This is a genomic window from Pseudarthrobacter quantipunctorum (assembly GCF_045291495.1).
GTDB classification, from domain to species: Bacteria; Actinomycetota; Actinomycetes; order Actinomycetales; family Micrococcaceae; genus Arthrobacter; species Arthrobacter quantipunctorum.
The window spans coordinates 2007737-2033210 of record NZ_CP148033.1 but is presented as its reverse complement, the minus strand read 5'-3'; the positions used below and the strand labels follow the sequence as shown (position 1 = coordinate 2033210).

Genomic DNA, 25474 nt, shown 5'->3' with positions numbered 1-25474 from the left:
GTTTTGGCCAGCGAAAAGGACAATTACGGAGCAATCGATGGTGAAGCTACGACGGCGGCCTGCGCCGTCAGTGCCCGCAGCAGGTGGCTGCGCTGCTCCACGATGATTCGCCGCAGGGCGCGCGGAGCATCTGCATTGGCGGCCAGCCATGCGTCCGTGCGCCGGATGACGGGGTGCCCCGCCGGGTCCGTGCCCTCGGCCAGGTCCTGGCCCAGCGGGTAGAGGCCCCGGACAATCCTGCTGGCAATCTCGATGCTCCGTTCCTCCCAGACGCTGCGCAGGCACTCGAAGTATGGCTCCACGAACGGCACCAGCAAATCCGGCGGCGCCGTCATGAACCCGGTGATGGTGGCGGTCAGCAGCTGGTTGGAGAGCTCGTTCCCGTGCACCGCCGCCTTCCACGCTGCCGCCTTGGCGTCCGGGGCCGGGCGGGCAGCGAGCGCCGTTGCGTGGCCGGCGCGCCCGGAGGCAGTGGTGTCGCGGGCAAGCTCGGCGTCCAGTTCTTCCACTGTCGCCTCACCGTTGGCCGCCAGGGCGTGCCAGAGGTGCCAGCGCAGTTCGGCATCCACGGCCAGTCCGGCTACCGGTGCCGTGCCGTCAAGGAGGCCGCGCAGCCGGGACAGCATGGCGGCATCGTGCCGGCTGGCGCTGGCCAGGGTCCGGGCCCAGGCCAGCTGCTGGTCCGAGCCGGGTGCGGCCCTGTCCAGTTCCGCTGCTGCGGCTGCCAGGAACGTGGAGCGCAGGGCATCACGTTCGCCGGTCGGGGTGTAGCGTTCGACGGCGGTGCCTGCGTTGTCGAGGATATTCAGCAGGACGCCGATTCCCGTTTCAGCCGGACCAAACAAAGCCACTGCTGCAACGTAGCGCGCAGCCGGGCTTTCCCCGTCCCGGGCCGAGTTCCAGAGCGCCGTCCAGCACAGCGCCCGGGCCATGGGGTCTTCGATGCGGTCGAGGGACGAACGGACGGTTGCCTCCGACGCCGGGTCCAGCCGCACCTTGGCGTAGGTAAGGTCGTCATCGTTGACCAGCAGAAGCGCTGGCCGGGGCTTGCCGGCGAGCTGGGGGAGTTCCGTCCGGGCACCCGCCACGTCCGTCTCGAAGCTGTCGGTCCGCACCAGTGCCCCGCCGCCGTCGAAATTGTAGGAACCCACGCGCAGCCGGTGCGGCCGCAGCTCCTCGCGTCCGGTGACCGGGTCCGGGGCGTCCTGGAGGATCGCCACCCGGCCCAGCACGCCGTCGTCGTCCGTTCCCGGAACAATGTCCAGGGACAGCGTGGAGATGCCCGAGGTTTGCAGCCACTGCTGCGCCCAGCCGGCCAGGTCCCGCCCGGAGGAGGCACCCAGTGCCTCCAGCAGGTCGCCAAGGGTTGTGTTGCCGTAGGCGTGCTTGCGGAAGTAGTCGCGGGAGCCGGTGATGAACGCCTCGAACCCGGCGTAGGCCACCAGCTGTTTCAGTACCGAGGCGCCCTTGGCATAGGTAATGCCGTCGAAGTTCTGCTTGGCCGCTTCAAGGTCCGGGATGTCCGCCACGATCGGGTGGGTGGTGGGCAGCTGGTCCTGGACGTAGGCCCAGGCTTTGCGCTTGTTGGCGAAGTTCACCCACGCGGTGTCCCAGTCCGTGGCGCGGTCCACGCCCAGGGTGCCCATGTAGTCGGCGAAGGATTCCTTGAGCCACAGGTCATCCCACCACTGCATGGTGACAAGGTCACCGAACCACATGTGCGCCATCTCGTGCATCAGGGTGTTGGCCCGTCCCTGGTACTGGGCGTCGGTGGCGCGCGAGGTGAAGACGTAGCTTTCGGTGAACGTCACAAGGCCGGGGTTTTCCATGGCACCGAGGTTGTATTCGGGTACGAAGGCCTGGTCGTATTTGCCCCAGGGGTAGGGGTAGTCGAAAAGCCGGTTGAAGAAGTCCAGGCCGTTCCTGGTGAGCCGGAACAGTTCGCCGGTGTCAAAGGAGTCTGCCATGGACGCCCGGCAGTACAGGGCGAGCGGCACGTTCAGGGAGGTGCCGTCGTCGAGCGTGGCCTGCCAGCGGTCCTCGGCCTTGAAGTACGGCCCGGCCAGCACGGTGGTGATGTAGGTGGACATGCGCTCCGTGGTGGCGAAGTCCCACCGGGCGGCAGAGGGATCACTGGTGAGGAGGGTTCGGGCAGCTTCCGCGCCGTTGGAGGCGACCTGCCAGCCGGCCGGTGCGGTCACGTGGAAGGTGTACGGGGCCTTGAGGTCGGGCTGTTCGAAATTGGCGAACACGCGGCGGGCGTCGGCGGGCTCGTACTGCGTGTACAGGTAACACTGGCCGTCCGCCGGATCAAAGAAGCGGTGCATGCCTTCGCCGGAGCGGCTGTACAGGGCGGTGCCGGTGACCGTTACCTGGTTTTCGGGCTGCAGGTTGTCCAGCCTGATCCTGGCACCATCGGCCACGTCCTCCACGCGGAGTTCGCGGCCGTTGAGGAACACACTGTGGACCTCGCCAATGAAGTCCAGGAACGTCGATTCGCCCGGCCGGGCGGCTGTGAAGGTGATGATGCTGCAGGTGGGATAGCCCGCCACGTCCGGATCCGCCGCCTGCCGCACGTCCAGGGATACGTCGTAACCGGTGGTGCCGATCAGGGCTGAACGGTGGGCGGCTTCATCGCGCTGCAGATTCTCATGTGACACCCAGCTATCTAATCACGTGGTTATCCGGCGATCAGCAGGGCCGCCGCCAGCCCCAGCACGGCGATCAGGAACCACGATGCCAGTGCCGCCAGCAGCGCGCGACCGCCGGTGTGCAGGAGCGTCCGGATCCGGACGGCGGACCCCAGGCCGAAGAGCGCGGCGCCCAGCAGGATGTCCTGGAGCGCTGCACCGGCGTCCAGCCAGCCTGCGTCCAGCCAGCCGGTGGAGCGGAGGCCCACCATCGCCATGAAGCCCAGGACGAACAGCGGCACCACCGGCGGCAGTTTCGCGTTGTTGCGGCCCGCGGGGTTCTCCGGCCGGGGCGCGTACCGGTGGTGCGCACCGGCCAGTGCCGCCACCGGTGCCAGCAGCAGCACCCGGGTGAGCTTAACCACGACGGCGATGCCCAGCGCCGCCGTCCCTGCGGTTTGCGCTGTGGCCACCACCTGGCCGACGTCGTGCACGGAGGCGCCTGTCCAGGCGCCGAATACGGGCGCGCTGAGCTGGAGGGGATGGACCAGCAGGGGCAGGACGCCGATGGCAAGGGTCCCGCAGAGTGTTACGAGCGCCACCGGCAGGACGGTGTCCACGTGCCGGATCCGGCGGACGGCGGCCATGGCGCCAATGGCGGAGGCGCCGCAGATCGAGAAACCAGTGGCCACCAGCAGCGAAGTGACCGGCGGCAGCCGGAACAGCCGGGAGATCAGGTAGGTGCCGCCAAAGCTGGCCGCCACCACGCTGACGATCAGGACCAGTGCCAGCCAGCCCAGGCCCAGGACGTCCATGATGCTGACTTTCAGGCCCAGGAGCACGATGCCGCCGCGCATCAGGTGTTTCCCCGCAAAGTCCAGTCCGGGCCGTGCCCTGCCGGCTGTCCACACCCCGGCGGCGGGAAGGTTGGCGGCCAGGACGCCCAGGACCACTGCCAGTGTCATCGCGGGAAGCGCCGGGACCAGGCCGTGAACCAGGAAGGCTGCCGCCAGGGCGGCGGCAGCTGTGGCCAGGCCGGGCAGCAGCCTTTCCGCCCGCCTTGGGCGGCCATTGCCGGGGTTTCTGAACGATCTGGGGACTGGCACTCACCTACTGTGCCGGAAAAGCGGCGCAATGCACGAACCAGTCATCCGGCGCCAACACGCCAGAATGGATGGCAGTAATGAATTCGAAACAAAAAGATGGTTGGCTATTGGACATGTCAGACCTATTCCAGGATTACTCCGTGGCCGCCGGCCGGTCCGGAGCCTACGACGAGATGTTCGCGCCCGGGCAACAGGCCAGGGACTCGTACGGGCAGGTGGCGGACGCCCTCCGCAAGCTCTCCCTCGCCGATGTGAGCGCCCGTGCCGACTCCATGGCGCGCACCTTCCTGGACCGCGGCGTGACCTTCGACTTTGCGGGGGAGGAGCGCCCCTTCCCGCTGGACATCGTTCCCAGGGTCATTCCGGCCGGGGAGTGGGACGTCCTGGAGCGCGGCGTCGCCCAGCGTGTCCGTGCGCTGGAAGCCTTCCTCAACGATGTCTACGACAAAATGACGGTGGTGGCCGACGGCGTGATCCCCCGGCAGCTGGTCACCACCAGCGCCCACTTCCACCGCCAGGTCCACGGGTTCGAACCGGCAGGCGGCGTCCGGGTCCACATTTCCGGCATTGACGTCGTCCGCGACGCCGCCGGGACCTTCCGCGTGCTCGAGGACAACGTCCGCGTTCCCTCCGGCGTGAGCTACGTCCTGGAGAACCGCCGGGCCATGGCCAAGGGCCTGCCGGAGGCTTTCGGGCAGCAGCTCATCCGCCCGGTCGAGGAGTACCCCCGCCGCCTGCTCTCTGCCCTGCGCAAGACGGCGCCCTCCGGCGTCGACGATCCCACCGTCGTCGTCCTCACCCCCGGCGTGTTCAACAGCGCCTACTTCGAGCACACCCTGCTCGCAGGCCTCATGGGCGTGGAGCTGGTGGAGGGCCGCGACCTCATCTGCCGCGGAAACCGCGTCTACATGCGCACTACTGCCGGCGAGCAGCGCGTGGACGTCATCTACAAGCGCATCGACGACGATTTCCTGGACCCGCTGCAGTTCCGCTCGGACTCCATGCTGGGTTGCCCCGGCCTGGTCAACGCTGCCCGGGCAGGCGGCGTCACCATCGCCAACGCCGTGGGCAACGGCGTCGCGGACGACAAACTGGTCTACAGTTACGTCCCTGACCTCATCCGCTACTACCTCAGCGAGGAACCCATCATCGCCAACGTGGACACGTACCGCCTGGAGGAGAAGGAAGCCCGCGAATACACCCTGGACAACCTGGCCGAACTGGTGGTCAAGCCGGTTGACGGCTCCGGCGGCAAGGGCCTGGTCATCGGCCCGGACGCGTCAAAGGACGAACTCGATGCCCTCCGCCAGCGGGTTATCGCCGATCCCCGCGGCTGGATTGCCCAGCCGGTGCTGCAGCTCTCCACGGTCCCCACGCTGAGCGGGGACAAGTTCGGCCCCCGCCACGTGGACCTGCGGCCCTTCGCCGTGAACGACGGCGACAACGTCTGGGTGCTCCCTGGCGGGCTGACGCGCGTGGCGCTCAAGGAAGGCTCGCTGATCGTGAATTCCAGCCAGGGCGGCGGGTCCAAGGACACCTGGGTTCTGGCCGACTCGCCCCAGGTGCCGGTGGAAACCGTGCCCCGGCCGTCCATCTCCGTCCGTGAGCGCGTCTCGGTATGGCCGGTTGAGAGCAACTGGCGGGACCGCCAGTCGGAGCAGCAGCAGTGAGCCGGGCCGCAACCTGGCAGTTTCCTTTTCCAGTTTCGGGCCCGCAGGAGGTAGCCGCGAATGCTTAGCCGTATTGCCGAGTCCCTATTCTGGATCGGCCGTTATGTGGAGCGTGCGGACGGCACCGCCCGTATCCTCGACGTCCACCTCGAGCGGCTCAACCACCTGCCCATGGACGAGCGCAAGAGCGTGGCCCAGGAACTCCTGGCAGTCATGGGCGCACGCCCGCAGAGCGAGGATTTCGGCCTGCCCGAGCTTCTCCACGCGCTGGCCTATGACAAGACCAGCGCCACCTCCATTGCTGGGTCCCTGGGGGCCGCGCGGGAGAACGCCCGTCGCGCCCGCGAAACCGTCTCCTCAGGCCTGTGGGAGAGCCTCAACACCACCTACTACGGGCTGAGCCAGCACCGCAAGGACGTGGTGGGCACCTACCGGTTCTGCAACTGGACGCTGGAACGGACCGCCATGGTCAGCGGCCTGGCGGATACCACCGTCAGCCATGACGAAAGCTGGCTCTTCCTGGTGCTGGGCCGGTCCCTGGAACGCGCGGACATGACCGCCCGGATGCTCTCCACCCGGGACGTGCTGTCCGCCGGAATGTCCTGGGTCAACATGCTCCGGTGCGCGGGGGCGTACGAGTCCTTCCTGCGTACCCGCCGTGCAGCCTTCGGCGACCAGCACGCCGCCGAGTTCCTGCTGCTGGACCGGCTCTTCCCGCGCTCCATCGTCTACGCCCTGCGGGACGCCGACGAGTGCCTGGCCAAGCTGGATCCTTCCGCCCAGCGCGTGGGGTTCATCAACGACGCCCGGCGGATCGTGGGCCAGGCCCGCACGTTCCTTGAGTTCCACCGGACGGATGACCTGATGTCCGAGCTCCCGGAGCACATGGAGCGTGTGCAGAAAGCCGTTGCGCAGGCGTCGGACGCCATTTCCCGTAAGTACTTCAATCAGGCGGATGAACTGGCCTGGGTGGGAGAAGTTTCATGACCCGGCTGAGCATCGTGCACAAGACGGCCTACAAGTACAACAAGCGGGTCACCCTGTCCTATAACGAGGCCCGCATGACCCCGCTCACCGATTCCCAGCAGGTGGTGCTGGAATCGGTGGTCAAGGTCTCGCCCTCGCAGGCAGCCGTCAGCACCTACCGCGACTACTGGGGCACCAGGGTCACGGCGTTCGACATGCAGATGCCGCACGAACACCTCGAAGTGGTCTCCAACATCACGGTGGAAGTCCACCGCGCCGAAAAGATCCCCGCCGAGGCGGACATTGCCGGCTGGGATGTCCTCGCTTCACCGGAAACGCTTAATACGTTCAGCGACTGGCTGCCGCAGTCCAGGCTGAGCGGTCCGGGGGACGAGGTCCTGGGCATTATTCCCGGCGTCGTGGCCGGGAAAAACCCGCACGAGGCCGCCATGGCTGTGTTTGAGTGGATGCGCGGCGAGATGACGTACATGTCCGGCTCAACGGCGGTGACCACCAACGCGGAAGAGGCGTGGGGCCAGCGCCAGGGTGTGTGCCAGGACTTGGCGCACCTGGCGATCGGCGCACTGCGCAGCTGCGGAATCCCGGCACGCTACGTGTCCGGCTACCTGCACCCGCGGTCCAGTGCCGGCATCGGCGAGACAGTGGCAGGGCAGTCCCACGCCTGGCTGGAATTCTGGGACGGCGACTGGCGCAGCTGGGACCCCACCAACCACAAGCCCGCCGGCGACTTCCATGTGACAGTGGCCCGGGGGCGGGATTACCGTGACGTGCCGCCGCTGAAGGGGATCCTGTCCGGCGGTGGGGGCTCGGCGCTGAGCGTCAGCGTGGAGATCACGCAGCTCGCCTGACCAGCGGGCCTGCCCGGTGGGCTACCCACTGGGCAGTGCTCCTGTGTGCGGGTGCCCAGTTCTCGAGAACCTGAACACTGGGCCGGGAGGACATCCGCGATGAGACTGCCTCCACCCGAGTAGCGATTTCGCCGCGGCGGTACACAGAGCTCGCGCTAAGGCCCTGTGTGAAGGACGGACCCGCCCAGGCTTTTCTGGATGAGGTCCGGGTCCTCGCTGACGACGGTCCAGTTCTTTCCGATATTGACGGCACGCTGCCCACCCGGCTTCCAAAGATCCAGCTGCGACTCCAAGTACACGTCGTCGGTGTAGATCGCAAGGTAGGTGAACTCACCGCAGCTTGCCGAGGAGGCAGCGAACTTGGAAGGGGGCGAATCGACAACCAGCTCCGGGCATGCCAAGCCTGCAGATTCCACAGCTTCCTTCAAGTCGCCTACCGACTCAAACGTTCCGCCATCCTCCGGCGGCGGACTGAGTTCGGAAGCAGCGCATGATGCCAAGGAGAAGGCGAGAATGACTGCGGCAGTGCCCGTAGCGGTTCGGTTCATATCTGGTCCCCATTTCAGAAATCGTCCGCGTTGTCCCAGCCTAACCGGCCCAGGCACCTGCCGCGGCCAAGAATGGCCTTCTCCGCCGGATCGATCGGCGGCGTACCTGACAGCTCAGGTGAAGCACCCGGTTCCCCTGGATCATTAAGTCAGTGACTGTTGTCTGCGTAGGGGTCACTTTGGGCACGAGGCTGCGCAGACGAAGGGTTGCGACCGAGTCGTCGCAGGCTTTATTTACGCCGGGACTATGAGTGGGGCGATAGCATGGGCTGGTAGCACTGTACGATGCCCGCGGCAGCGGCAAGGCGTAGCTCCAGGCTCGTCTGAGGTGGCGCAGGTACCGCGCCTAAAGCTGTCGAAGGATGTCCGATGACGATTCTCGATCCTGCCAGGTCCGACCAGTTCCGCACAGCGGCGCAGCACGCTTCATTCCACGTGCCCACAGCGCGCCGCGACGAGTTGGCCACCGACGTTCTGGACGCCATGCGTGGCCAACACTACGACAGTGCCGCAGCGGTCGCAGTCCTTGATGGTGACCAACTGCTCGGCCTGGTCGCCATCGAGAAGCTGTTCGCCGCCCCGCCTGCCACTCCGATGAGCCTGCTGATGGACGCCAACCCTCCGGTTGTCGCGTCCTCAACCGTGCAGGAGCATGCGGCCTGGAAGGCCGTCCACCACAATGAGCCGACCCTCGCCGTCATTGACGATGGCCGGTTCGCCGGTCTGATACCCGCCAACGCAATGCTTGAGGTACTGCTGACTGAGCATGACGAGGACATGGTGCGTCTGGGCGGATTCCTGCGCTCTGCATCGCCCGCTCAGCTGACGACGGTGGAGCCGCTGCTGCGTCGCCTATGGCATCGACTTCCATGGCTGGGTGTTGGGCTCATCGGTGCGTTGCTCGCGGCCGGGGTGGTGGGCAACTTTGAGGCCGATCTGGCTGAGCACGTCCTCATCGCATTCTTTGTCCCCGGCGTGGTCTATCTCGCCGACGCGATCGGAACGCAGACGGAAGCGCTCGTCATTCGAGGCCTTTCGCTTGGTGTAGGCGTGCAGCGAATCATAGGCCGCGAGATCGCCACTGGCGTGATTCTGGGCGTGCTCCTCGGAGGGGTGTCACTGCTCATTGTGGGATCAATCTGGCAGGACTGGGCCGTGGCCCTGGCCGTCGCTCTCTCACTGCTGGCTGCCGCTTCAATCGCTACCGTCATCGCCCTGGTTCTGCCCTGGGTAATCAGCAAGCTGGGCCAGGACCCGGCCTTCGGTTCCGGGCCCCTCGCCACGGTGGTACAGGACATCCTGACCGTGACGATCTACCTTACTGTTGCCTCCGCCCTCGTGGGCTAACTTCCCGCCGCCGCGTCCGGCACCAAAGTTCGCGACAGTACCCGGCAGGGCTCAGCCACCGACAGGTTAGGCCGCGGCAGGTGTGCACTCCGGCCGTGGCAGTGCGGGGTTTTACTCCTGTGCGGTCCTGATGGCGCCGCTGAGCTGGGTCCACCAGGTCATGGGCTCGGTCACCCTGAAGCGGCGGCCGGTGACGGTGTCCGGGGTGATGCGCACGAACACATCCTTCTTGCCGGCCTGCCACGGGAAGAGGAAGAGCTGTGTGGTGTCCAGGACCTGTTCGGTTCCGGTGACGACGGCGGCCGTCCCCTTAACTACCACACTCCAGGCCAGCCCGGTGTCAGGATCCACCCCGTCGGCTTCCACGGCCACCGCTGCGTCTTCCGAGGCCCCGGACAGCTTGGTCCCTTCGCTCGTGCGGAACACCAGGGTGCCCCCGTCCACCGTGTAGTTGATGGGGAAAATGTCCGGCCGTCCCGAGACCAGGACAGCCAGCCTGCCGACGGACACGTTCCGGAGCATGGCCCAGCACTCGTGGTGTTCAAGATTCTGCACTTCAGATATCGGTTCGCCGCTCATGCCGCGAGCATACCCTTACCATGGGCTGGGTTTGTAGTCCTTGAGGAACACCCCGTACTGGTCCTCGCCGTTCTCGCCCATGACGATGGGATCGTACACACGGGCGGCGCCGTCAACGAGGTCCAGGGGCGCGTGGAAGCCTTCCTCCATAAGCCTGACCTTGGTAAAGTGCGGACGCTCATCGGTGATCCAGCCCGTGTCCACCGCGGTCATCAGGATGCCGTCGCTGTCCAGCATCTCCTGGGCGCTGGTTCGCGTCATCATGTTCAGTGCTGCCTTGGCCATATTCGTGTGCGGGTGGCCCGGGCCCTTGTAGGCGCGGGAAAACTGGCCTTCCATGGCGGAGACGTTCACGATGTACTTCCGGCGGGCCGTGGAGCGTTTCATGGCGGCGCGCAGCCTGCTCACCAGCAGGAAGGGCGCCGTCACGTTGCAGAGCTGCACCTCAAGCATCTCCAGCGGATCCACTTCGTCCACCACCTGGGTCCAGCTGTTGATCGTGGCCAGGTCCGGAACCAGCCCCCCGGCATCAATGGCCGTTCCAGAGGCGATCCGCTCCAGGGAAGCGGAGCCGGTGGACAGCGCCAGGGACGTGATCGCATCTCCGGCCAGGACCGGGTGTTCGGTGACGCTGCTGGCCAGCGCCAGGGGGTGCTTGTCATGCGCGTGGCCGAACGTCACCAGTTCGGGGCCGCCGTTTGCCTGCTCCAGCGCTGCCGGCAGGGGCTCGTCCTCGGCATCCACCAACGGCTTGTAGGCATTGCCCGAACGTCGGACGGTCTGGGCCGCGTTGTTGATAATGATGTCCAGCGGGCCCGCCTTATTGAGGGAGTCCGTCAGGGCCATCACCTGGGCGGGGTCGCGCAGGTCGATGCCCACAATGCGGAGCCGATGCAGCCACTCTCCGCTGTCCTCCATCGCGGCGAACCGACGGGCGGCGTCCTTGGGGAACCGTGTGGTGATGGTGGTGTGCGCACCGTCGCGCAGCAGCCGGAGCGCGATGTACATCCCGATTTTCGCCCGCCCGCCGGTGAGCAGGGCGCGGCGGCCGGTGAGGTCGGTCCGGGCATCCCGCTTGCCGTGGCTGAAGGCGGCGCACTCCGGGCACAGCTGGTGGTAAAAGGCATCCACCTGGGTGTAGTGCTGCTTGCAGATGTAGCACGGGCGCGACCGGATGAGGTGTCCTGCCACTTTGCCGGTGGCCGAGGTGGCCAGCTTGTTTCCCCGGGTCTCGTCGTCGATGCGGTCGGGAGCGGCAGTGGCGGTCTGGGCGAGGACTGCCCGGTCCGCCTCGGAAATCAGGTCACGCTTGGTGACCCGCCGGTGCCTCTTGACGGCCTTGAACATCTTCCCCGTGGCACGCCGCACCGAGATGTAGTCCGGGTGCTCCTCGTCATAGGCGTGGATGGTGTTCAGGACCTTAAGGCAGGCCTGGATTTCCTCAGGGGTCAGATCGGGGGAGCTCACTGTACCGATTTTACAGCCTGGGACACGGCCGGCCGCACCTGTGCAGGCGGGCCGGCCCTCCGGGTTAGGCGCTAGATCCTGGCGCCCGGTGCGGCGTCGGCAGCGGCCGCAGCGTGTGTCTCGGCCACCCTGTCCACGGATTCCTGCAGGTCGGGATGCTGGCCTGCGGCTGCCTTTACTGCGTTCGGGACGAGGTGGAGGTTACGGGCAGCAAGCTGCCGTTCGTCGTCGGTCGGTTCGGGTACGGTCTGCCCCTTGGAGAGGACCGTGATGCCGGACTCGGTGACCTTGAAGCCGCGGGCACGGTCCAGGTCCGCGTCCAGTCCGATCGCCGCACCTGCCGGCACTTTGACGTTCTTGTCGATGATGGCCCGGTTCACAACGGCGCCCTCACCGATCTGCACCTTGTCCATCAGGACGGAGTCGATAACCCGGCTGCTGGTGGCCACGTAAACGTCGTTGGACAGGACGGAGCCCTCCACGATGCCGCCGGAAATCACTACGCCGCTGGAGACGATCGAGTCCAGGGCGGTGCCCACCGTGTTGTTCTGGCCGCGCACGAACTTTGCAGGCGGGGAGATGCTCTGCCTCGTGTAAATGGGCCACTCGGAGTTGTAGAGGTTGAAGACAGGAAGCGGGGAAATAAGGTCCATGTGGGCGTCGTAGAACGAATCGATGGTGCCCACGTCCCGCCAGTAGGTGCGGTCACGCTCGGTGGAGCCGGGGATGTCGTTGAGGGTGAAGTCGTACACGTCCGCTTCGCCCTGGTTGACGAAGTAGGGGATGATGTCCCCGCCCATGTCGTGCTTGGTGTCCAGCCGCTCGGCGTCCACATGGAGGGCGGCAACCAAAGCGTCGGCGTCAAAGACATAGTTGCCCATGGAGGCCAGGAACTGCGAGGGATCGGCGGCGAGGCCCGGAGTGCTTGAGGGCTTTTCCACGAACGCCGAAATCTTCTGCGGGTTCTCCTGGTCCACCTCGATCACGCCAAACTGGTCCGCCATGTGCAGGGGCTGCCGGACGGCGGCAACCGTCGCCTTGGCGCCGCTGTTGACGTGCTGCTCCACCATCTGGGCGAAGTCCATGCGGTAGACGTGGTCTGCGCCGACAACCACCACGATGTCCGGGTTGGCGTCGTGGATCAGGTTCAGGGACTGGTAGATGGCGTTGGCGCTGCCCAGGAACCAGCTCTTGCCCACGCGCTGCTGTGCGGGGACGGAGGCTACATAGTTTCCGAGCTGGGTGGACATGCGCCAGGCCTCTGAAATATGCCGGTCGAGGCTATGGGATTTGTATTGGGTGAGGACCACGATTTGCAGGTAGCGCGAATTCACCAGGTTGGAAATCGCAAAATCGATCAGGCGGTAGCTCCCGGCGAAGGGTACAGCAGGTTTGGCCCGGTCTGCCGTCAATGGCATCAGTCTGTTTCCCTCGCCACCCGCGAGGACAATGGCCAGGACTTTTTTGTTCAACGGCATGATGGTCGCTCCTGTACGCCTTCGTAACTCCCCAAGACAGTCCGGTAGGCCCGGACCCCTTCACACTAGAACAGTTAAGCGGGAAGGACTACCTTGGGTCTTGTGCGTATAGACATTGTGACCAAAGAGTTCCCGCCGGAGATCTACGGTGGCGCCGGAGTCCACGTGGCCGAATTGAGCAGGGTGCTTAGCAAGCACGTTGACCTGCAGGTTCGTGCTTTTGGGGCTCCCCGCGACACCGACTATCATGGCGCCACCGTAACGTCCTACCAGGTGCCGGAGGACCTTGGCGGAGCAAACGCCGCAGTGCAAACCCTCGGCGTGGACCTTCGGATTGTGCCGGACGTGGAAGGCGCGGACCTGGTCCATTCGCATACGTGGTACGCCAACATGGCGGGGCACCTGGCCTCCCTGCTGCACGGCATCCCGCACGTCCTGAGCGCCCACAGCCTGGAGCCCCTGCGGCCCTGGAAGGCGGAGCAGCTCGGCGGCGGCTACGCGCTCTCATCCTGGGTGGAGAAGACGGCGTACGAGGCAGCGGCGGCCATCATCGCCGTTTCAGAGGGCATGCGCCAGGACATCCTGCGCAGCTACCCGGACGTCGATCCGGAAAAGGTCCGGGTGGTCCATAACGGCATCGACGTTGAGCTGTGGCAGCGTGACGAAAATGACGACGCCGTCCGCTCCCTGGGCATCGACCCCGCCAAGCCCAGCGTGGTCTTTGTGGGCAGGAACACGCGCCAGAAAGGTGTGCCCTACCTCCTCCGCGCAGCAGCGAAGCTTCCCGCCGACGTCCAGCTGGTCCTCTGCCTTGGCGCCGCGGACACCCCCGAACTCGCTGCCGAAACGGCACGGCTCATTGAGGAACTGCAAAGCCAGCGGACCGGCGTGGTGCTCATTGAGCGCATGCTGCCCCGCCACGAGCTCATCCAGGTCCTCAGCCACGCGACCGCCTTCGCCTGCCCCTCCATCTACGAGCCGCTGGGCATCGTCAACCTGGAGGCCATGGCGTGTGGCGCCGCGGTGGTTGCCAGCGCCACCGGCGGAATCCCGGAGGTGGTGGAACACGGCCGGACCGGGCTCCTGGTTGACCTTGAGCAGGTCACCGACGGAACCGGAACGCCCCTCGATCCGGAAAAGTTCGTGACCGAGTTCGCGGCAGCGCTCACGGAGGTGGTCTCCGACCCGGAGCGTGCCCGCGCCATGGGGCAGGCCGGCCGGCTGCGTGCCGAGAAGCACTTCTCCTGGGAGTCCATCACCGAGACCACCCTCGAGGTGTACCGCTCCGTGCTGCCGGCCCGGAGCTAGCGGTCCTTCCCACATGACGACGACGGCGCCGCTTCCCTCGCAAGGGGAGCGACGCCGTCGTCGTTAATGACGCCAGAGGACGGTCAGCTGCGCTTCGCCGCTGCGGTCCTGGCCAGCAGTACCTTCTCGTCCACGGGTGCCTGGCCGCTGGCCCGCTGGCTGCGGAAGTACGCCCGTGCCTCGTCCTGGCGGCCCTTTTCGGCGCCCGTCGCCACTGCGGCGCGCACATGCTCATCCCCGTAGCCGAACGCTTCCACGAGGTCCATCGCGTGCGGCCGGATCTTCACCAGCAGCCTGTTGATGTACTCGCCCACCGTCCGGCCGCGCTGCATGGAGAGACGCCCGTTCATGAGGTACCAGGACAGGTTTTTCTCGATCAGCGAGAGGCCGAAGAGGTCCCGCAGCCAGGTCAGGACCAGCCTGGTTCCGGGATCCTCCACCTCGCGGAGCGCGTCCGTGAAGGCTTCCCACTGCAGCAGCTCGGCGTGTGCCTGCGCGGCGTCGATGAGTTCGTTCTGGTGCCGGTTGAACAGCGCGGCCCCCTTTTCCTGCGAGAGCCTGTTGCTGCCCCGGAGCGAGGCCGCTGCCTCAGCGACCATGGTCTGCACCCGGTCGGTGAGCAGCGCGCGCTGGCCTTCCTCGTCGCGCAGGGCGATGGCCGCCCGCTGCACGGAACCGGTGTCGGCCATGAACTGGGCAACCTGGCGCAGGCCGGTCCGGTGGATTGCGGCGCCGGTGGCCTGGCCCACCACGTAGCGGGCCAGGACGCCGAAGTCCACGCTCCGGAACTCCTTGGCGTAGTCAGCCAGCAGGCGCTTGGCCACCAGCTGCAGCAGCACGGTGTTGTCACCTTCGAATGTGGCATAGACATCCAGGTCCGCGCGCAGCGAGGCGAAACGGTTTTCGATGAGGAAGCCGGCCCCGCCGCAGGCTTCCCGGCATTCCTGGAGAGTGTCCAAAGCGTGCCAGGTGCTCAGTGCCTTGAGTGCGGCAGCGAGGGTTTCCAGGTCCTGCCGGTCCTCGTCGGTGTCGTGGGCGCCTGAAAAGACGTCGTCGAACTTCTGCAGCAGTTGCTCGTGGGCGAACCCGGCGGCGTAGGTGGTTGCGAGCCGCGTGAACAGCCGCCGCTGGTGCCGCTGGTAGTCGAGCAGGACTTCCTCCTCGGTGTGTGAGGAGGCGTTGAACTGGCGGCGTTCAGTGGCGTACCCGATGGCCGCCTTCAGCGCCACTTTGGAGGCCGCCACCGCAGCGCCGTCCAGCGACACGCGTCCCTGGACCAGGGTGCCGAGCATGGTGAAGAACCGCCGGCCCGGGCTGGCAATGGGCGACGAATAGGTTCCGTCAGGAGCAACGTCACCGTAGCGGTTGAGGAGGTTTGTCCGGGGGATCCGGACGTTGGTGAAGTGCAGCCGGCCGTTGTCGATGCCGTTGAGCCCGCCCTTGATGCCGTCGTCCTCGCCCCCGATACCCGGCAGGAACTCCCTGGTCTCCGGGTCCCTGAGCTCCACGTAGAAGGCGTGGACGCCATGGTTAACTCCGCGGGTGACGAGCTGGGCGAACACAACGGCGCCCAGTCCGTCGGTGGCGGCGTTGCCGATGTAATCCTTCCAGGCGGCGCGGAAGGGGGTGTGCACCACGAACTCCTCTGTTGAGGGGTCGTAAGTGGCGGTGGTCGCAATGCTGGCCACGTCCGAGCCGTGACCCGTTTCGGTCATGGCGAAGCAGCCGGGAATGTCCAGGTTCATGATGCCGGGAAGCCAGGCGGCATGGTGTTCGGCAGTACCGAGGTGCATGACCGCGGAGCCGAAGAGGCCCCACTGCACCCCGGCCTTGATCTGCAGTGAGGGATCGGCCACCACAAGCTCCTCGAAGCCGGCGATGTTGCCGCCGTGGTCATCGGAGCCGCCCAACGCTGCCGGGAACGCGCGGTGGACGGCTTCATTCTCCACCAGGTACCGCAGCTGTCCGAACACCCTTTTCCTGTGCTCGGTGTGCGTCAGGCCCTCGATTTTGTGGAGCTCGGGCCGGGCGGCAAGCTCCCGGGCCTGGAGCCGGACATCGGCCCACTTGCCCAGCAGCTGCCGGCCCAGCGCTTCAACGTCGACGGCGGGCTGGACCCGTAAAGGGCCCGGCGCGGGTTTGCTTGCGGCACCGGGGCGCTGCCCCTTGCCGGCGGGACGGTCCACTACTTCAGTCATGTCAATGTCCTTCGTTGGTGCTGACAGTGCTTATTGCTACGTGGTTTCGGGTGGTTGGTTGGGTGCCTGGCGGGTTTACGGATTGGGGCTGCGGGGTCAGGTCTGTTGGCGGGCAGTGCAGGTCATCCGCGTGACGCCGGTGAGAGCTCGGGCGCGATGCCTACGCAAAGCCAGGCAGTGATTTGCCGTGCCATCGCCTCTTGCCCGGGCTTGGCGGGGGAGTCCGGAGTGCTGAGCCATTGTTCGCCGGCGTTCCTCACCAGGCCGATCGCCGCCTTGGGCCAGTAGCCGATGACGGCCTGCTTATCGTCGCCAAGGTGCGACCGCATGGGGGTGGCAATCATGTCAGCCACGGCATCAAAGAAGTGCCCGAGCGCCCCGGACACGGCGCCTGAGGTCCCCTCCGGATCGCCGCTGCCGTACCGGGTGACAAAGGTGTAGACGTTGGGGCTGGTGTCAGCCATCTGGAGGTAGGCCGAGACCATGGCCAGGAGACCTTCGCGCGGAGTGTCCGCGTTCTGGGCGGCTTCCTGGATCCGGCGCTGCATCTGGCTCAGGACAACTTCGCCCACCGCCTGCTGGAGCCCGGCTTTGTCGCCGAAGTAGCGGTAGAAGACGGACTTCGAGGTGCCGGCCGCGGCAGCGATCTCTTCCATGGAAGCGTCGCTGCCCAGCTTGTGCACTGCCCGCCGGGCGGACTTGATCAGCTCCCGGCGGCGTTCCTCCCGGTGGCTTTGCCAGCGCGAAGAGCGCCCGTCAGCACCGCCGGGTGCTGACGGCAGTGCAGGACTGGTTTCGTGGTTGTTCACGATACTCAGCGTATCAGGTACGCTGGGTATCGGTAACCGCACGTGACCCGAGGAGATATCCATGTCCATTGACGGACAGTCCACCGCTGGACCCGAAGAAGCAGGCAGCCTGAACGCCGGGGCCCCTAGCCTCCGCAGGGCAGTGATTGTCGGAGGTAACCGGATTCCGTTTGCCCGCGCCGGCGGTGCCTACGCAAAGTCCTCCAATCTGGACATGCTGACCGCGGCCCTGGACGGGCTCATTGCCAGGTTCGGTTTGCAGGATGAGCGCATGGGGGAAGTGGCCGCTGGAGCGGTCCTCAAGCATTCCAGGGACTTCAATCTCACCCGTGAAGCGGTGCTGGGTTCCGCGCTTTCGGCCGAGACGCCTGCCTACGACCTGCAGCAGGCGTGCGCCACAGGCCTGGAGACCGTCGTTGGCCTGGCGAACAAGATCAAGCTGGGACAGATCGACTCGGCAGTCGCCGGCGGGGTGGATTCCGCCTCTGACGCCCCGGTTGTGGTCAGCGAGGGCCTCCGCGAAGTGATCCTGGACCTCAACCGGGCCAAGACGCTTCCGCAGCGGTTGCAGGTGCTCAGCCGGTTGCGGCCCAAGGACCTGGCCCCGTTGGCTCCCGGCACGGCCGAGCCCCGGACCGGCCTGTCCATGGGGGAGCACCAGGCGCTGACCACGTCACAGTGGAAGATCTCGCGCGAGGCGCAGGATGAGTTGGCCTACAACAGCCACCGGAACCTCGCCGCCGCATACGACTCCGGGTTTTTCGATGACCTCCTCACGCCGTACCGGGGTCTTTCACGCGACGGGAACCTCCGTGCGGATACGTCGCTCGAAAAGCTCGCCACCCTGAAGCCGGTCTTCGGCAAGAACCTTGGTGCAGACGCCACCATGACTGCCGGCAACTCCACACCGCTGACGGACGGGGCCTCAACTGTCCTGTTGGCTTCCGAGGACTGGGCGGATGCCCGCGACCTGCCCAAGCTCGCGGCCGTGGTGGATGCCGAGGCTGCCGCCGTCGACTTTGTCCACGGCAAGGATGGCCTGCTGATGGCCCCCGTCTTTGCCGTGCCCAGGCTGCTGGCCCGGCAAGGCCTCACGCTGGCGGACATCGACTTCTTCGAAATCCATGAAGCGTTCGCCGCCACTGTCCTCAGCACACTGGCGGCCTGGGAGGACGAGGAATTCGGCCGGACCCGGCTCGGCTTGGACGGAGCCTTTGGCAGCGTTGACCGTTCGCGCCTGAACGTCAACGGCTCCTCCCTGGCCGCCGGCCATCCCTTCGCCGCTACCGGCGGCCGGATTGTTGCCTCCCTGGCCAAACAGCTCCATGCCAAAGGCAGTGCGGACGGCCGGCCCGCACGCGGCCTGGTCTCGGTCTGCGCCGCCGGCGGCCAGGGCGTCGTCGCAATTCTCGAATCACTGTAGGGGACCCAGATGACAGACAAATACGCACAACTGGTACACCACGGCGTTGGCAGGAATGTGGCCAAGAAACTGGGACTGCCCCAGCCTGCGGTTCTCCGCCGATACCAGCCCGGGCAGCCCCTGATCACGGGCCCAGTGCTGGTTCAGGGGAATACCGCCGAAACCGACAACCTGGCCGCCGAACTGCTCTCCTGGGAACTCGATGTCCGGCGGCATGCGGTACCCCGCGAAAAACTGGGTGCCATCATCCTGGTCCTGGACGACGTGGCCAGCCCCGCTGATCTTGAAAAACCAATCCTCACGGCGGCAGCCTCACTGCGGGACCTCGCCCCCGGCGGCCGGGTGGTCACAGTCTCCCGGCCGGCATCAGAGGCAGATTCTCCGGCAGCCGCCGCTGCCCGGCAGGGAATTGACGGGTTCCTGCGCTCGCTGGCCAAGGAACTGCGCGCCGGCGCCACCGGCAATGGCATCGTCCTCCGCGAAGGCGTCCAGGCAACGAGCGCAGGCTCCCTGGCCGCCCTCCGGTTCTTCCTCTCGGGCCGTTCGGCCTTCGTGGACGGGCAATTCATCACCGTGTCCAGCACAGCCGGAGAACTCCCCGGCGACGTTGACCAGCCGCTGGCAGGCAAGATTGCCGTTGTCACCGGGGCTGCCCGCGGCATCGGCGCAGCCATTGCCCGCACACTGTACCGCGACGGCGCCAGGCTCATCCTCGTGGACGTCCCCGCCGCCGGCGACCAGCTGGCGGCCGTGGCGAACGAAGTCCGGGGGACTGCCCTGCAGCTTGACATCAGCAGGGACGACGCCGGGCACCGGATCATCACGCACGCGGCGCAGCGCCACGGACGCCTGGACATCATGGTCCACAACGCGGGCATCACCCGGGACAAGCTGCTCGCCAACATGGACCACGCGAAGTGGAGCTCGGTGATCGGCATCAACATCACCGCTCAGCTCCGGATCAACGAAGCTCTGCTTGCGTCTGAGCACTTCCGTGAATCCCCGCGTATTGTGTCAGTTGCTTCAACCAGCGGTATTGCCGGCAACAGGGGGCAGACCAACTACGCGGCGTCCAAGGCGGGGGTAATGGGAATGGTCAGGGCAAGCGCTCCGCTCCTGGCAGCGCACGGCGGCAGCATCAACGCCGTGGCCCCCGGCTTCATCGAAACCGAGATGACGGCGCGGATCCCCTTCGCAGTCAGGGAGATCGGACGGCGCCTGAATTCCCTGCAGCAGGGCGGCCAGCCGGCGGACGTTGCCGAAGCCATCGCGTTCCTGGCCAGCGACGCCGCCGCAGGGATCAACGGGGAGGTCCTGCGGGTATGCGGGCAGAACATGGTGGGGGCATGACGTCCCCCCAGCCGGTCATTTTGGGGGAGATGCCGTCGCTCTCGAAACTGTACGTCAATGCAGCAGCGCAGGCCGCCCGCCGCCGGCTGTTGGGCACCCACGACGGAACGGCCCTTCCGGCCGAAAGCCATGAAGTGCGGGGAGTCGACGTTGATGTTGCCACGCTCACCGCCTACCAGCACCTTATCGGCGAAACAGCCAGTGACGTGCTGCCTGCCGGGTTCATCCACGCACTCGCCTTTCCCCTGGCCATAAGCGTGATGAACAGGGACGACTTTCCCCTGCCGTTGCTGGGTATGATCCATCTTCGCAACAGCGTGGAGCAGCGAATCCCCGTTGTCTTCACCGACGAGCTGGACATCACCGCCAGGGTGGAGAACCTGCGGGGCCACCGTGCAGGCACGCAGGTGGACGTCATCGCCGAGGTCCGCCGGGCCGGGACGGCTGAAATCTGCTGGCTTGGGATCTCCACATACCTGGCCAAGGGAGTCTTCCTTCCGGGCATCGACAAACCGTCGCCAGCTCCTGCCCGGGCCGACTTCAAGGCACCCGACCCCACGGCCCTCTGGCACCTCGGCGTTGATACCGGACGGGCTTACGCAGCGGTATCAGGCGACTTCAACCCCATCCACCTAAGCGTCCTCTCGGCCAAGGCACTGGGAATGCGGCGGTCCATAGCGCACGGCATGTACCTTGCCTCGAGGGCGCTCGCGGACGTGGGGCCGTCCCGCGGCGATTCCTTCGCCTGGGATGTGGACTTTGATGCCCCAGTGTTTCTTCCCTGCAGGGTTGCCTTGGAGATCAAAACGGAGGAGGGTCCTGGCCGATCCTGGGACCGGTCCGAGTTCGTGGCTTGGAATCCCCGTTCAGGCCGGCGCCATTTCCACGGTTCAGTGAGCGCTCTGTAGCTTTGCTCAGCCAGATGTCCGGACAGCCCGCAGGATCCGGTGGAGGCTCAGGAGGACCGATTCGGATGCGGGAACCATGCCCTGTTCAGGCTGCCTGCCGGCGGTGGAAGCGATGCGCGCTTCCACCGCCGTCTTTGCCGCCTCGAGCTTCTCCTCCTGCCTCGCCGGGTCATCCTCGCTGAACGAACGCAGAAGATCACCGGTTGACTTCAGGGCATCAGCCAGCGGCTCGTTATCCTGCAGCGGAACCCCATACGGCACGTCGCTCTCATAGATGACATCCGAGAGCACGTCCGTTATGTCCTGGATATGGAAGGTCACGCGCTCCAGTTCGCGCAGGTTGCGGTAGTCAAGATCAACGTCGCGGGGGTGGAGTTTGCGCCGGGGGTTTGCCCTGCGGCTCGCGTCCGCTTCCTTGACCAGATGCCGGACAGAGCGTGCGGCGGCTGAAAGCTCGTCCGAACGGCGCGACCAGTCCTCGTGCTTGGGCGGCCACTCTTCCAGCAGCGCCTTGCCCATGTCCGTGAGCTGTTTGCCGAGTGCGACGCGCAAATCGTCCAGGCTGGCTGCCGCGGCGTTGAAGTGCAGCGGCGGAAAGATCAGGAAATTGACGCCGATGCCCACGGCGACCCCTACGCCCATCTGCACGAGGTAGCCGAACGAAAAATCGTCCGGATCACTGCCGCCGACCAGCAGGACAAGCAGCGCCGCCGTCGGAATCCAGTCACTGCCTTTGCCAATTCCCGGAAGGCCGCCCAGCACGACGCCGATGCCCATGATCAGCGCGACGGCAAGGGGGGATGGATCGGTCACGTTGACCAGCACGAACGCAAGGCCGATGCCCATGGCGAGTCCGGCAAGGGCCTGCAGTCCCTGCTTAACCGAGCCGGCAACATTGTGGTACATCGCCACCAGCGCGCCCAGCGGCGCGTAGTAGGGGTAGTTGGCAGCCGCGCCGGGCATCAGCGGGGCGATAAGGAAGGCTACCCCGGCAGCAATTGCAGCCTTCGCCGCCAGTTGGAGCCGTTGCGTTGCAAAGGCCGCAGACAGCCCCGATACCGCCTGTTTGAGAAATTGGGTCCCCCCGGCCCAGCGGGCATCCGGGCGTACTTGAGGCTTGGTCATCCGCACAACGTTACGGGCGACCTGACGCTGCGGACAAAGCTGCTGGTCAGGCGTCCGAGCCGGCGCGGGGAAAGACCCGTTTAGGACAAAGCAGCCGCCGCACGGCGTACTTCGGCAGCCAGGCGGTGGGCCCGCCCCGGTGTCCGTCCGTCCTCCTGCCGCTGCGGGATGTAGCCGAAGCCCAGGCCGTAGGCTGGGTCCGCGAACCCGAGCGCGGCGTTGGCCCCCTCATGCCCGAACGCGCGGTGGCTGCCGAAGTTCCGCGAGGGGTGCGGTTTCATGAAGACGACGGCGAATGCGTTGTCCAGGCCGGAGGAACGGTCAAGGCCCCACACCTGTTCCCGGGACATGAGGTCAACGGTCGCAGCGTTAAGGAATGGTCCGCCTCCATTTATGCCTGTGGTGGCCGCGGCGTATAGGCGGGCCAGGCCCTCAGCGGTTCCTACCCCGCCTGCCGCTGACATTCCTGCTGCCCGGACCGCGCGGATGTTGGGAAGTTCCATGATGGTGCTCACGGGGGCATTGCTGTTCATGCCCTCGAAGCTGAGCGGATCGAGCCAGGGCTGCTCCGGGCCGGCCGAATAGAGGACGTTCCGGTAGCGGGATTCCTGATCCTCCGGCAGGCCGAGGAAGAAATCGATGCCGAGCGGACCCCGGATCCGCCGGTCAAAGACCTCCTGCAGCGTTTCACCGGCAGTGCGGCGGCACAGTTCCTCCATGATGATCCCTATGGTCAGCGCGTGGTAGCCGAACTGCCTCCCGGGCTCCCACACCGGAACTGCTGCGGCGAGCCGGGCAGCGGCGGCGGGAGTGGTGAATTCATCCAGGGCGAAGCCGCCTTCGATGCCCATGAGCCCGGCCTGGTGGGACAAAGCCTGCCTGACCAGGAGCCGGTCCTTTCCATGCGCCCCGAATTCCGGCCAGTAGTGGGCGACCGTTTGGTCCAGGTCCAGCAGCCCGTCCTGCACGAGCAGCCCGACCACCATGGCGGCAACCCCTTTGGAGCAGGAGTACGCCCCTGTCACGGTGTCCGCATCCATATCAGGGCCGCCGGCCAGTCCCACTACCTGGACTCCGTCCTGGTAGGCGGCCAACTGCCCGCTGTACTGTGGGTCCCCACGCAGGAATGAGTCGAACAGTTCCAGGACGCCGCCGTATCCGGGCGCCACAAAGCCGAGTGATGTCTGCATGGCCCAAGTCTAAACGGAAAGCGCTTACCGGCTCGGCTCCACCTAGTGTTCCGGGGCGGCCCCGTGGCCGGGAGCTACTTCCTCCCCCTCCTTGACGGGTCCCGGCGGAGTCCCATCACCAAAGGGCCGGCCGCCCAGCGTTTCACGGCCATGGGCTTCCAGCCATCCGCCCAGGACCGGACCCGCAGGAACGATGCCGGTGGGGTTGATGTCCTCATGGACGATGTAATAGTGCTGCTTGATCTGCACGAAGTCGGTGGTGTCCCCAAACCCGGGGGTCTGGAAGAGGTCCCGGGCATAGCCCCAGAGTGCGGGCATCTCGGTGAGCTTCTGGCGGTTGCATTTGAAGTGGCCGTGGTACACGGCGTCGAAGCGCGCCAGCGTGGTGAACAGCCGCACGTCCGCTTCAGTGATGGTGTCGCCCACCAGGTAGCGCTGCCGCGAGAGCCGGTCCTCCAGCCAGTCCAGTGCGGACCACAGCCGGGCGTAGGCGGCGTCATAGGCTTCCTGGGACCCTGCAAAGCCGCAACGGTACACCCCGTTGTTGACCTCAGTGAACACGCGCTTATTCACCTGGTCGATCTCCTCCCGAAGTGTTTCCGGGTACAGGTCCGGCGCTCCCGGCCGGTGGAACTGGGTCCATTCGGTGGCGAAGTCCAGGGTGATCTGGGGGAAGTTGTTGGTCACCACGGCGCCGCTGGCCACGTCCACGATTGCGGGAACGGTGATGCCCCTCGGGTAGCCAGGGAAACGCCTGAAGTAGGCATCCTGCAGTCTTTCGATACCCAGGACCGGGTCCACTCCTCCGGGGTCGAGGTCAAAGGTCCACGAGCGCGCATCGTGGGTGGGGCCGGGCTGTCCCAGCGAAATGGCGTCCTCCAGGCCGAGCAGGCGCCGGACGATGACGGTCCTGTTGGCCCAGGGGCACGCCCGTGCGGCGATCAGCCGGTACCGTCCCGCCTCCACGGGCCAGCCGGGCTCGCCATTAGTGCCAGGGGAGGCATCCCTGGTGATGCGGTCCTCGATGTAATTGGTATCACGGTTGAATTCCGCGCCGCCGGTGACGTAGGCGCCCCGGGTGCTGTGCTCTGTGCCGCCTGCCCCGGTGGCTTGCTGCGTGGTGTCGGTTTCCTGGCTCATGGGACCAGCCTATGCTCCCGCGTAGAGGACTGTGGAGATGGGCTGCCAGGCCCACAGCCAGGAGCCCGCCACCAGGGCCGCGAAGAGTACGATCCACACGGCGGAGGGAATTGAGGTGGCGCGCCACAGCAGGTAGGCGTCAGAACTCGCCAGCCTTTCCCGCCGGCGCAGGTGAAGGTGCGCCAGCTTGATGAGGTCGCGCACGGCGGCCACCAGCAGCGCCATCCCCAGGATGACGGCCACGTGCCCGACGAATGCCTCCGGGACCAGGAGCACCAGGAGAAGTGTCACGGCGATTGCGGTGAAAGTAATAAGGATGCCGGCAAGATTCCGCAGGAACAGCAGCGAGGCAGCCAGGGCAAGGCCGCCGGCCGTGATGGCGGCCGGGCCCCATCCGTTGAATCCGCACCAGACAAACGCGGCACCCACAATGGCCGGGACCAGGTAACCCCAAAAGCACGACCATGCGCTTGCGAGCCTGCTGCGGCTGTATGTGGTGGTGGTTCCGGAATGGTCGAGGCGCAGGCGGATGCCTGACAGCCGCTGGCCGCTCAGCAGCGCAGCGACCGCATGCCCCATTTCGTGCGTTGCCGTGGCCAGCAGTCCGAAGTACTTCCACGACCGCCGGGGAACGGACAAGGCGGCAGCGATCACCAGCGCCAGCGCGAGTTCGGTAAGAGTCACTCTGGGGGCGTCCGCCCGGCTGAAGGCATCCAGAAGCTTATTCCAGAGGTCGACGGATATGTTCATCAAAGCCAGGTGCCGGCCGGGTCAGCGTATGCCATACGCGCCACAGTACCGGGACCTCCTGGGTGCCGGCTTAAAGCCGAAAGGCACGCCAACGAAAGGGGCGTGCCTTAGGATCGGTGGGGCCGCGGACGTTCCCGAAGCCCCACGTCGACTGTGTTAACTAGCCTTCGCACTCGGTGCAGTAGCTGTGGCCATCCTTCTGGCGTGCTATCTGGGACCGGTGACGGACCAGGAAGCAGGAGTAGCAGGTGAATTCATCTTCAGCCTGCGGGATGACCTGTACCACGAGCTCTTCGGCCACGAACTCGCCTCCGGGCACGCCTGCGCCGTCAAGCCCGTCAGCCTCATCCAGCTCCAGCACAACGCTGCGTGCGTCGGGAGCATTTGCTGACTGGAGCTGCTCGAGTGAGTTGTCCTGCGATTCCTTGACGTCGGAGCGCAGTTCATCGTAATCGGTTGCCACTTTAGGTGCTTCTCTTTTCTTTGGTTCGCCTGTCGCGTATGAAACGTACAGCATCACGAGGCTATTCCCCAATAGCCGGAGTATGTTGACCCTCCGCTGGGTAAGGGTTCAAAGTAGGCAGCCCGCGGTTTATCACCGCGGCATGGGTGG

21 protein-coding genes are annotated in these 25474 nt (G+C 66.1%); 8 read left to right on the top strand and 13 right to left on the bottom strand.

The features are described 5' to 3' along the window. Positions 1–23 precede the first annotated feature (23 nt). Both pepN and WHH00_RS09405 read right to left on the bottom strand, forming a co-directional pair. Entirely contained in the window at positions 24–2660 is a 2637-nt protein-coding gene (pepN, locus tag WHH00_RS09410) for an aminopeptidase N (protein ID WP_406638273.1), read from the bottom strand. Positions 2661–2680: 20 nt separating this feature from the next. Continuing rightward, on the bottom strand, positions 2681–3736 hold the full coding sequence (locus tag WHH00_RS09405) for a YeiH family protein (RefSeq protein WP_406638271.1): 1056 nt from the start codon (positions 3734–3736) through the stop codon (positions 2681–2683). A gap of 113 nt (positions 3737–3849) precedes the next feature. Here WHH00_RS09405 and WHH00_RS09400 point away from each other — a divergent pair, with 113 nt between their 5' ends. From WHH00_RS09400 to WHH00_RS09390, 3 genes are read left to right on the top strand one after another with little or no spacing between them, the layout of a single operon-like run. After that, positions 3850–5406, top strand: coding sequence for a circularly permuted type 2 ATP-grasp protein (locus WHH00_RS09400; RefSeq protein WP_231456534.1), 1557 nt, complete (start codon positions 3850–3852; stop codon positions 5404–5406). Positions 5407–5466: 60 nt separating this feature from the next. Beyond that, complete coding sequence (locus WHH00_RS09395; RefSeq protein WP_066275749.1) at positions 5467–6393, top strand: alpha-E domain-containing protein; 927 nt, start codon at positions 5467–5469, stop codon at positions 6391–6393. After that, the gene (locus tag WHH00_RS09390) at positions 6390–7241 is read left to right on the top strand and encodes a transglutaminase family protein (RefSeq protein WP_066275751.1); all 852 of its coding nucleotides are present in this window, start codon (positions 6390–6392) and stop codon (positions 7239–7241) included. Before WHH00_RS09395 ends, WHH00_RS09390 begins: the two co-directional genes overlap by 4 nt. 155 nt (positions 7242–7396) lie before the next feature. Here WHH00_RS09390 and WHH00_RS09385 read toward each other — a convergent pair whose 3' ends face one another. Then, positions 7397–7789 carry a hypothetical protein gene (locus WHH00_RS09385; RefSeq protein ID WP_406638268.1) on the bottom strand — a complete coding sequence of 131 codons (393 nt, stop codon included), beginning with the start codon at positions 7787–7789 and terminating at the stop codon, positions 7397–7399. Between the two features lie 369 nt (positions 7790–8158). On the opposite strand from WHH00_RS09385, the gene WHH00_RS09380 reads away from it, so the two are divergent. Then, complete coding sequence (locus tag WHH00_RS09380; protein WP_406638266.1) at positions 8159–9136, top strand: magnesium transporter; 978 nt, start codon at positions 8159–8161, stop codon at positions 9134–9136. 111 nt (positions 9137–9247) lie between these two features. Here the strand turns inward: WHH00_RS09380 and WHH00_RS09375 are convergent, their stop codons facing one another. From WHH00_RS09375 to glgC, 3 genes are all read right to left on the bottom strand, one after another. After that, complete coding sequence (locus tag WHH00_RS09375; protein WP_350003346.1) at positions 9248–9715, bottom strand: pyridoxamine 5'-phosphate oxidase family protein; 468 nt, start codon at positions 9713–9715, stop codon at positions 9248–9250. Positions 9716–9730: 15 nt separating this feature from the next. Further along, on the bottom strand, positions 9731–11182 hold the full coding sequence (locus WHH00_RS09370) for an SDR family NAD(P)-dependent oxidoreductase (protein WP_406638264.1): 1452 nt from the start codon (positions 11180–11182) through the stop codon (positions 9731–9733). 71 nt (positions 11183–11253) lie between these two features. Continuing rightward, positions 11254–12660, bottom strand: a complete 1407-nt coding sequence (gene glgC / locus WHH00_RS09365; protein WP_231456529.1) for a glucose-1-phosphate adenylyltransferase — start codon at positions 12658–12660, stop codon at positions 11254–11256. Positions 12661–12762: 102 nt separating this feature from the next. On the opposite strand from glgC, the gene glgA reads away from it, so the two are divergent. Then, the gene (gene glgA / locus WHH00_RS09360) at positions 12763–13968 is read left to right on the top strand and encodes a glycogen synthase (RefSeq protein ID WP_350003343.1); all 1206 of its coding nucleotides are present in this window, start codon (positions 12763–12765) and stop codon (positions 13966–13968) included. Positions 13969–14051: 83 nt separating this feature from the next. On the opposite strand, the gene WHH00_RS09355 is transcribed toward glgA, so the two are convergent. Beyond that, a complete protein-coding gene (locus WHH00_RS09355) occupies positions 14052–16166 on the bottom strand; it encodes an acyl-CoA dehydrogenase (RefSeq protein WP_406638261.1) in 2115 nt (704 codons plus the stop codon). A 122-nt stretch (positions 16167–16288) separates the two neighbouring features. Continuing rightward, positions 16289–16975 carry a TetR/AcrR family transcriptional regulator gene (locus WHH00_RS09350; RefSeq protein WP_406638259.1) on the bottom strand — a complete coding sequence of 229 codons (687 nt, stop codon included), beginning with the start codon at positions 16973–16975 and terminating at the stop codon, positions 16289–16291. Positions 16976–17036: 61 nt separating this feature from the next. On the opposite strand from WHH00_RS09350, the gene WHH00_RS09345 reads away from it, so the two are divergent. From WHH00_RS09345 to WHH00_RS09335, 3 genes are read left to right on the top strand one after another with little or no spacing between them, the layout of a single operon-like run. Then, the gene (locus tag WHH00_RS09345; RefSeq protein WP_406638257.1) at positions 17037–18398 is read left to right on the top strand and encodes an acetyl-CoA C-acetyltransferase; all 1362 of its coding nucleotides are present in this window, start codon (positions 17037–17039) and stop codon (positions 18396–18398) included. A gap of 9 nt (positions 18399–18407) precedes the next feature. After that, the gene (locus WHH00_RS09340; protein ID WP_406638256.1) at positions 18408–19748 is read left to right on the top strand and encodes a 3-oxoacyl-ACP reductase; all 1341 of its coding nucleotides are present in this window, start codon (positions 18408–18410) and stop codon (positions 19746–19748) included. Then, positions 19745–20656 (top strand): MaoC/PaaZ C-terminal domain-containing protein, encoded by a 912-nt coding sequence (locus WHH00_RS09335; protein WP_406638255.1) that lies wholly within the window; start codon positions 19745–19747, stop codon positions 20654–20656. The genes WHH00_RS09340 and WHH00_RS09335 overlap by 4 nt, the downstream gene beginning before the upstream one ends. 6 nt (positions 20657–20662) lie before the next feature. On the opposite strand, the gene WHH00_RS09330 is transcribed toward WHH00_RS09335, so the two are convergent. From WHH00_RS09330 to WHH00_RS09310, 5 genes are all read right to left on the bottom strand, one after another. Then, the gene (locus WHH00_RS09330; RefSeq protein WP_406638253.1) at positions 20663–21781 is read right to left on the bottom strand and encodes an FUSC family protein; all 1119 of its coding nucleotides are present in this window, start codon (positions 21779–21781) and stop codon (positions 20663–20665) included. Between the two features lie 80 nt (positions 21782–21861). Further along, on the bottom strand, positions 21862–22971 hold the full coding sequence (locus tag WHH00_RS09325; protein WP_406638251.1) for a serine hydrolase domain-containing protein: 1110 nt from the start codon (positions 22969–22971) through the stop codon (positions 21862–21864). Between the two features lie 42 nt (positions 22972–23013). Continuing rightward, on the bottom strand, positions 23014–24111 hold the full coding sequence (locus tag WHH00_RS09320; RefSeq protein WP_406638249.1) for a glutathione S-transferase family protein: 1098 nt from the start codon (positions 24109–24111) through the stop codon (positions 23014–23016). Between the two features lie 9 nt (positions 24112–24120). Further along, positions 24121–24861, bottom strand: coding sequence for a M50 family metallopeptidase (locus tag WHH00_RS09315; protein ID WP_406638247.1), 741 nt, complete (start codon positions 24859–24861; stop codon positions 24121–24123). Positions 24862–25021: 160 nt separating this feature from the next. After that, a complete protein-coding gene (locus tag WHH00_RS09310; RefSeq protein WP_066275770.1) occupies positions 25022–25324 on the bottom strand; it encodes a DUF4193 domain-containing protein in 303 nt (100 codons plus the stop codon). Positions 25325–25474 lie beyond the last annotated feature (150 nt).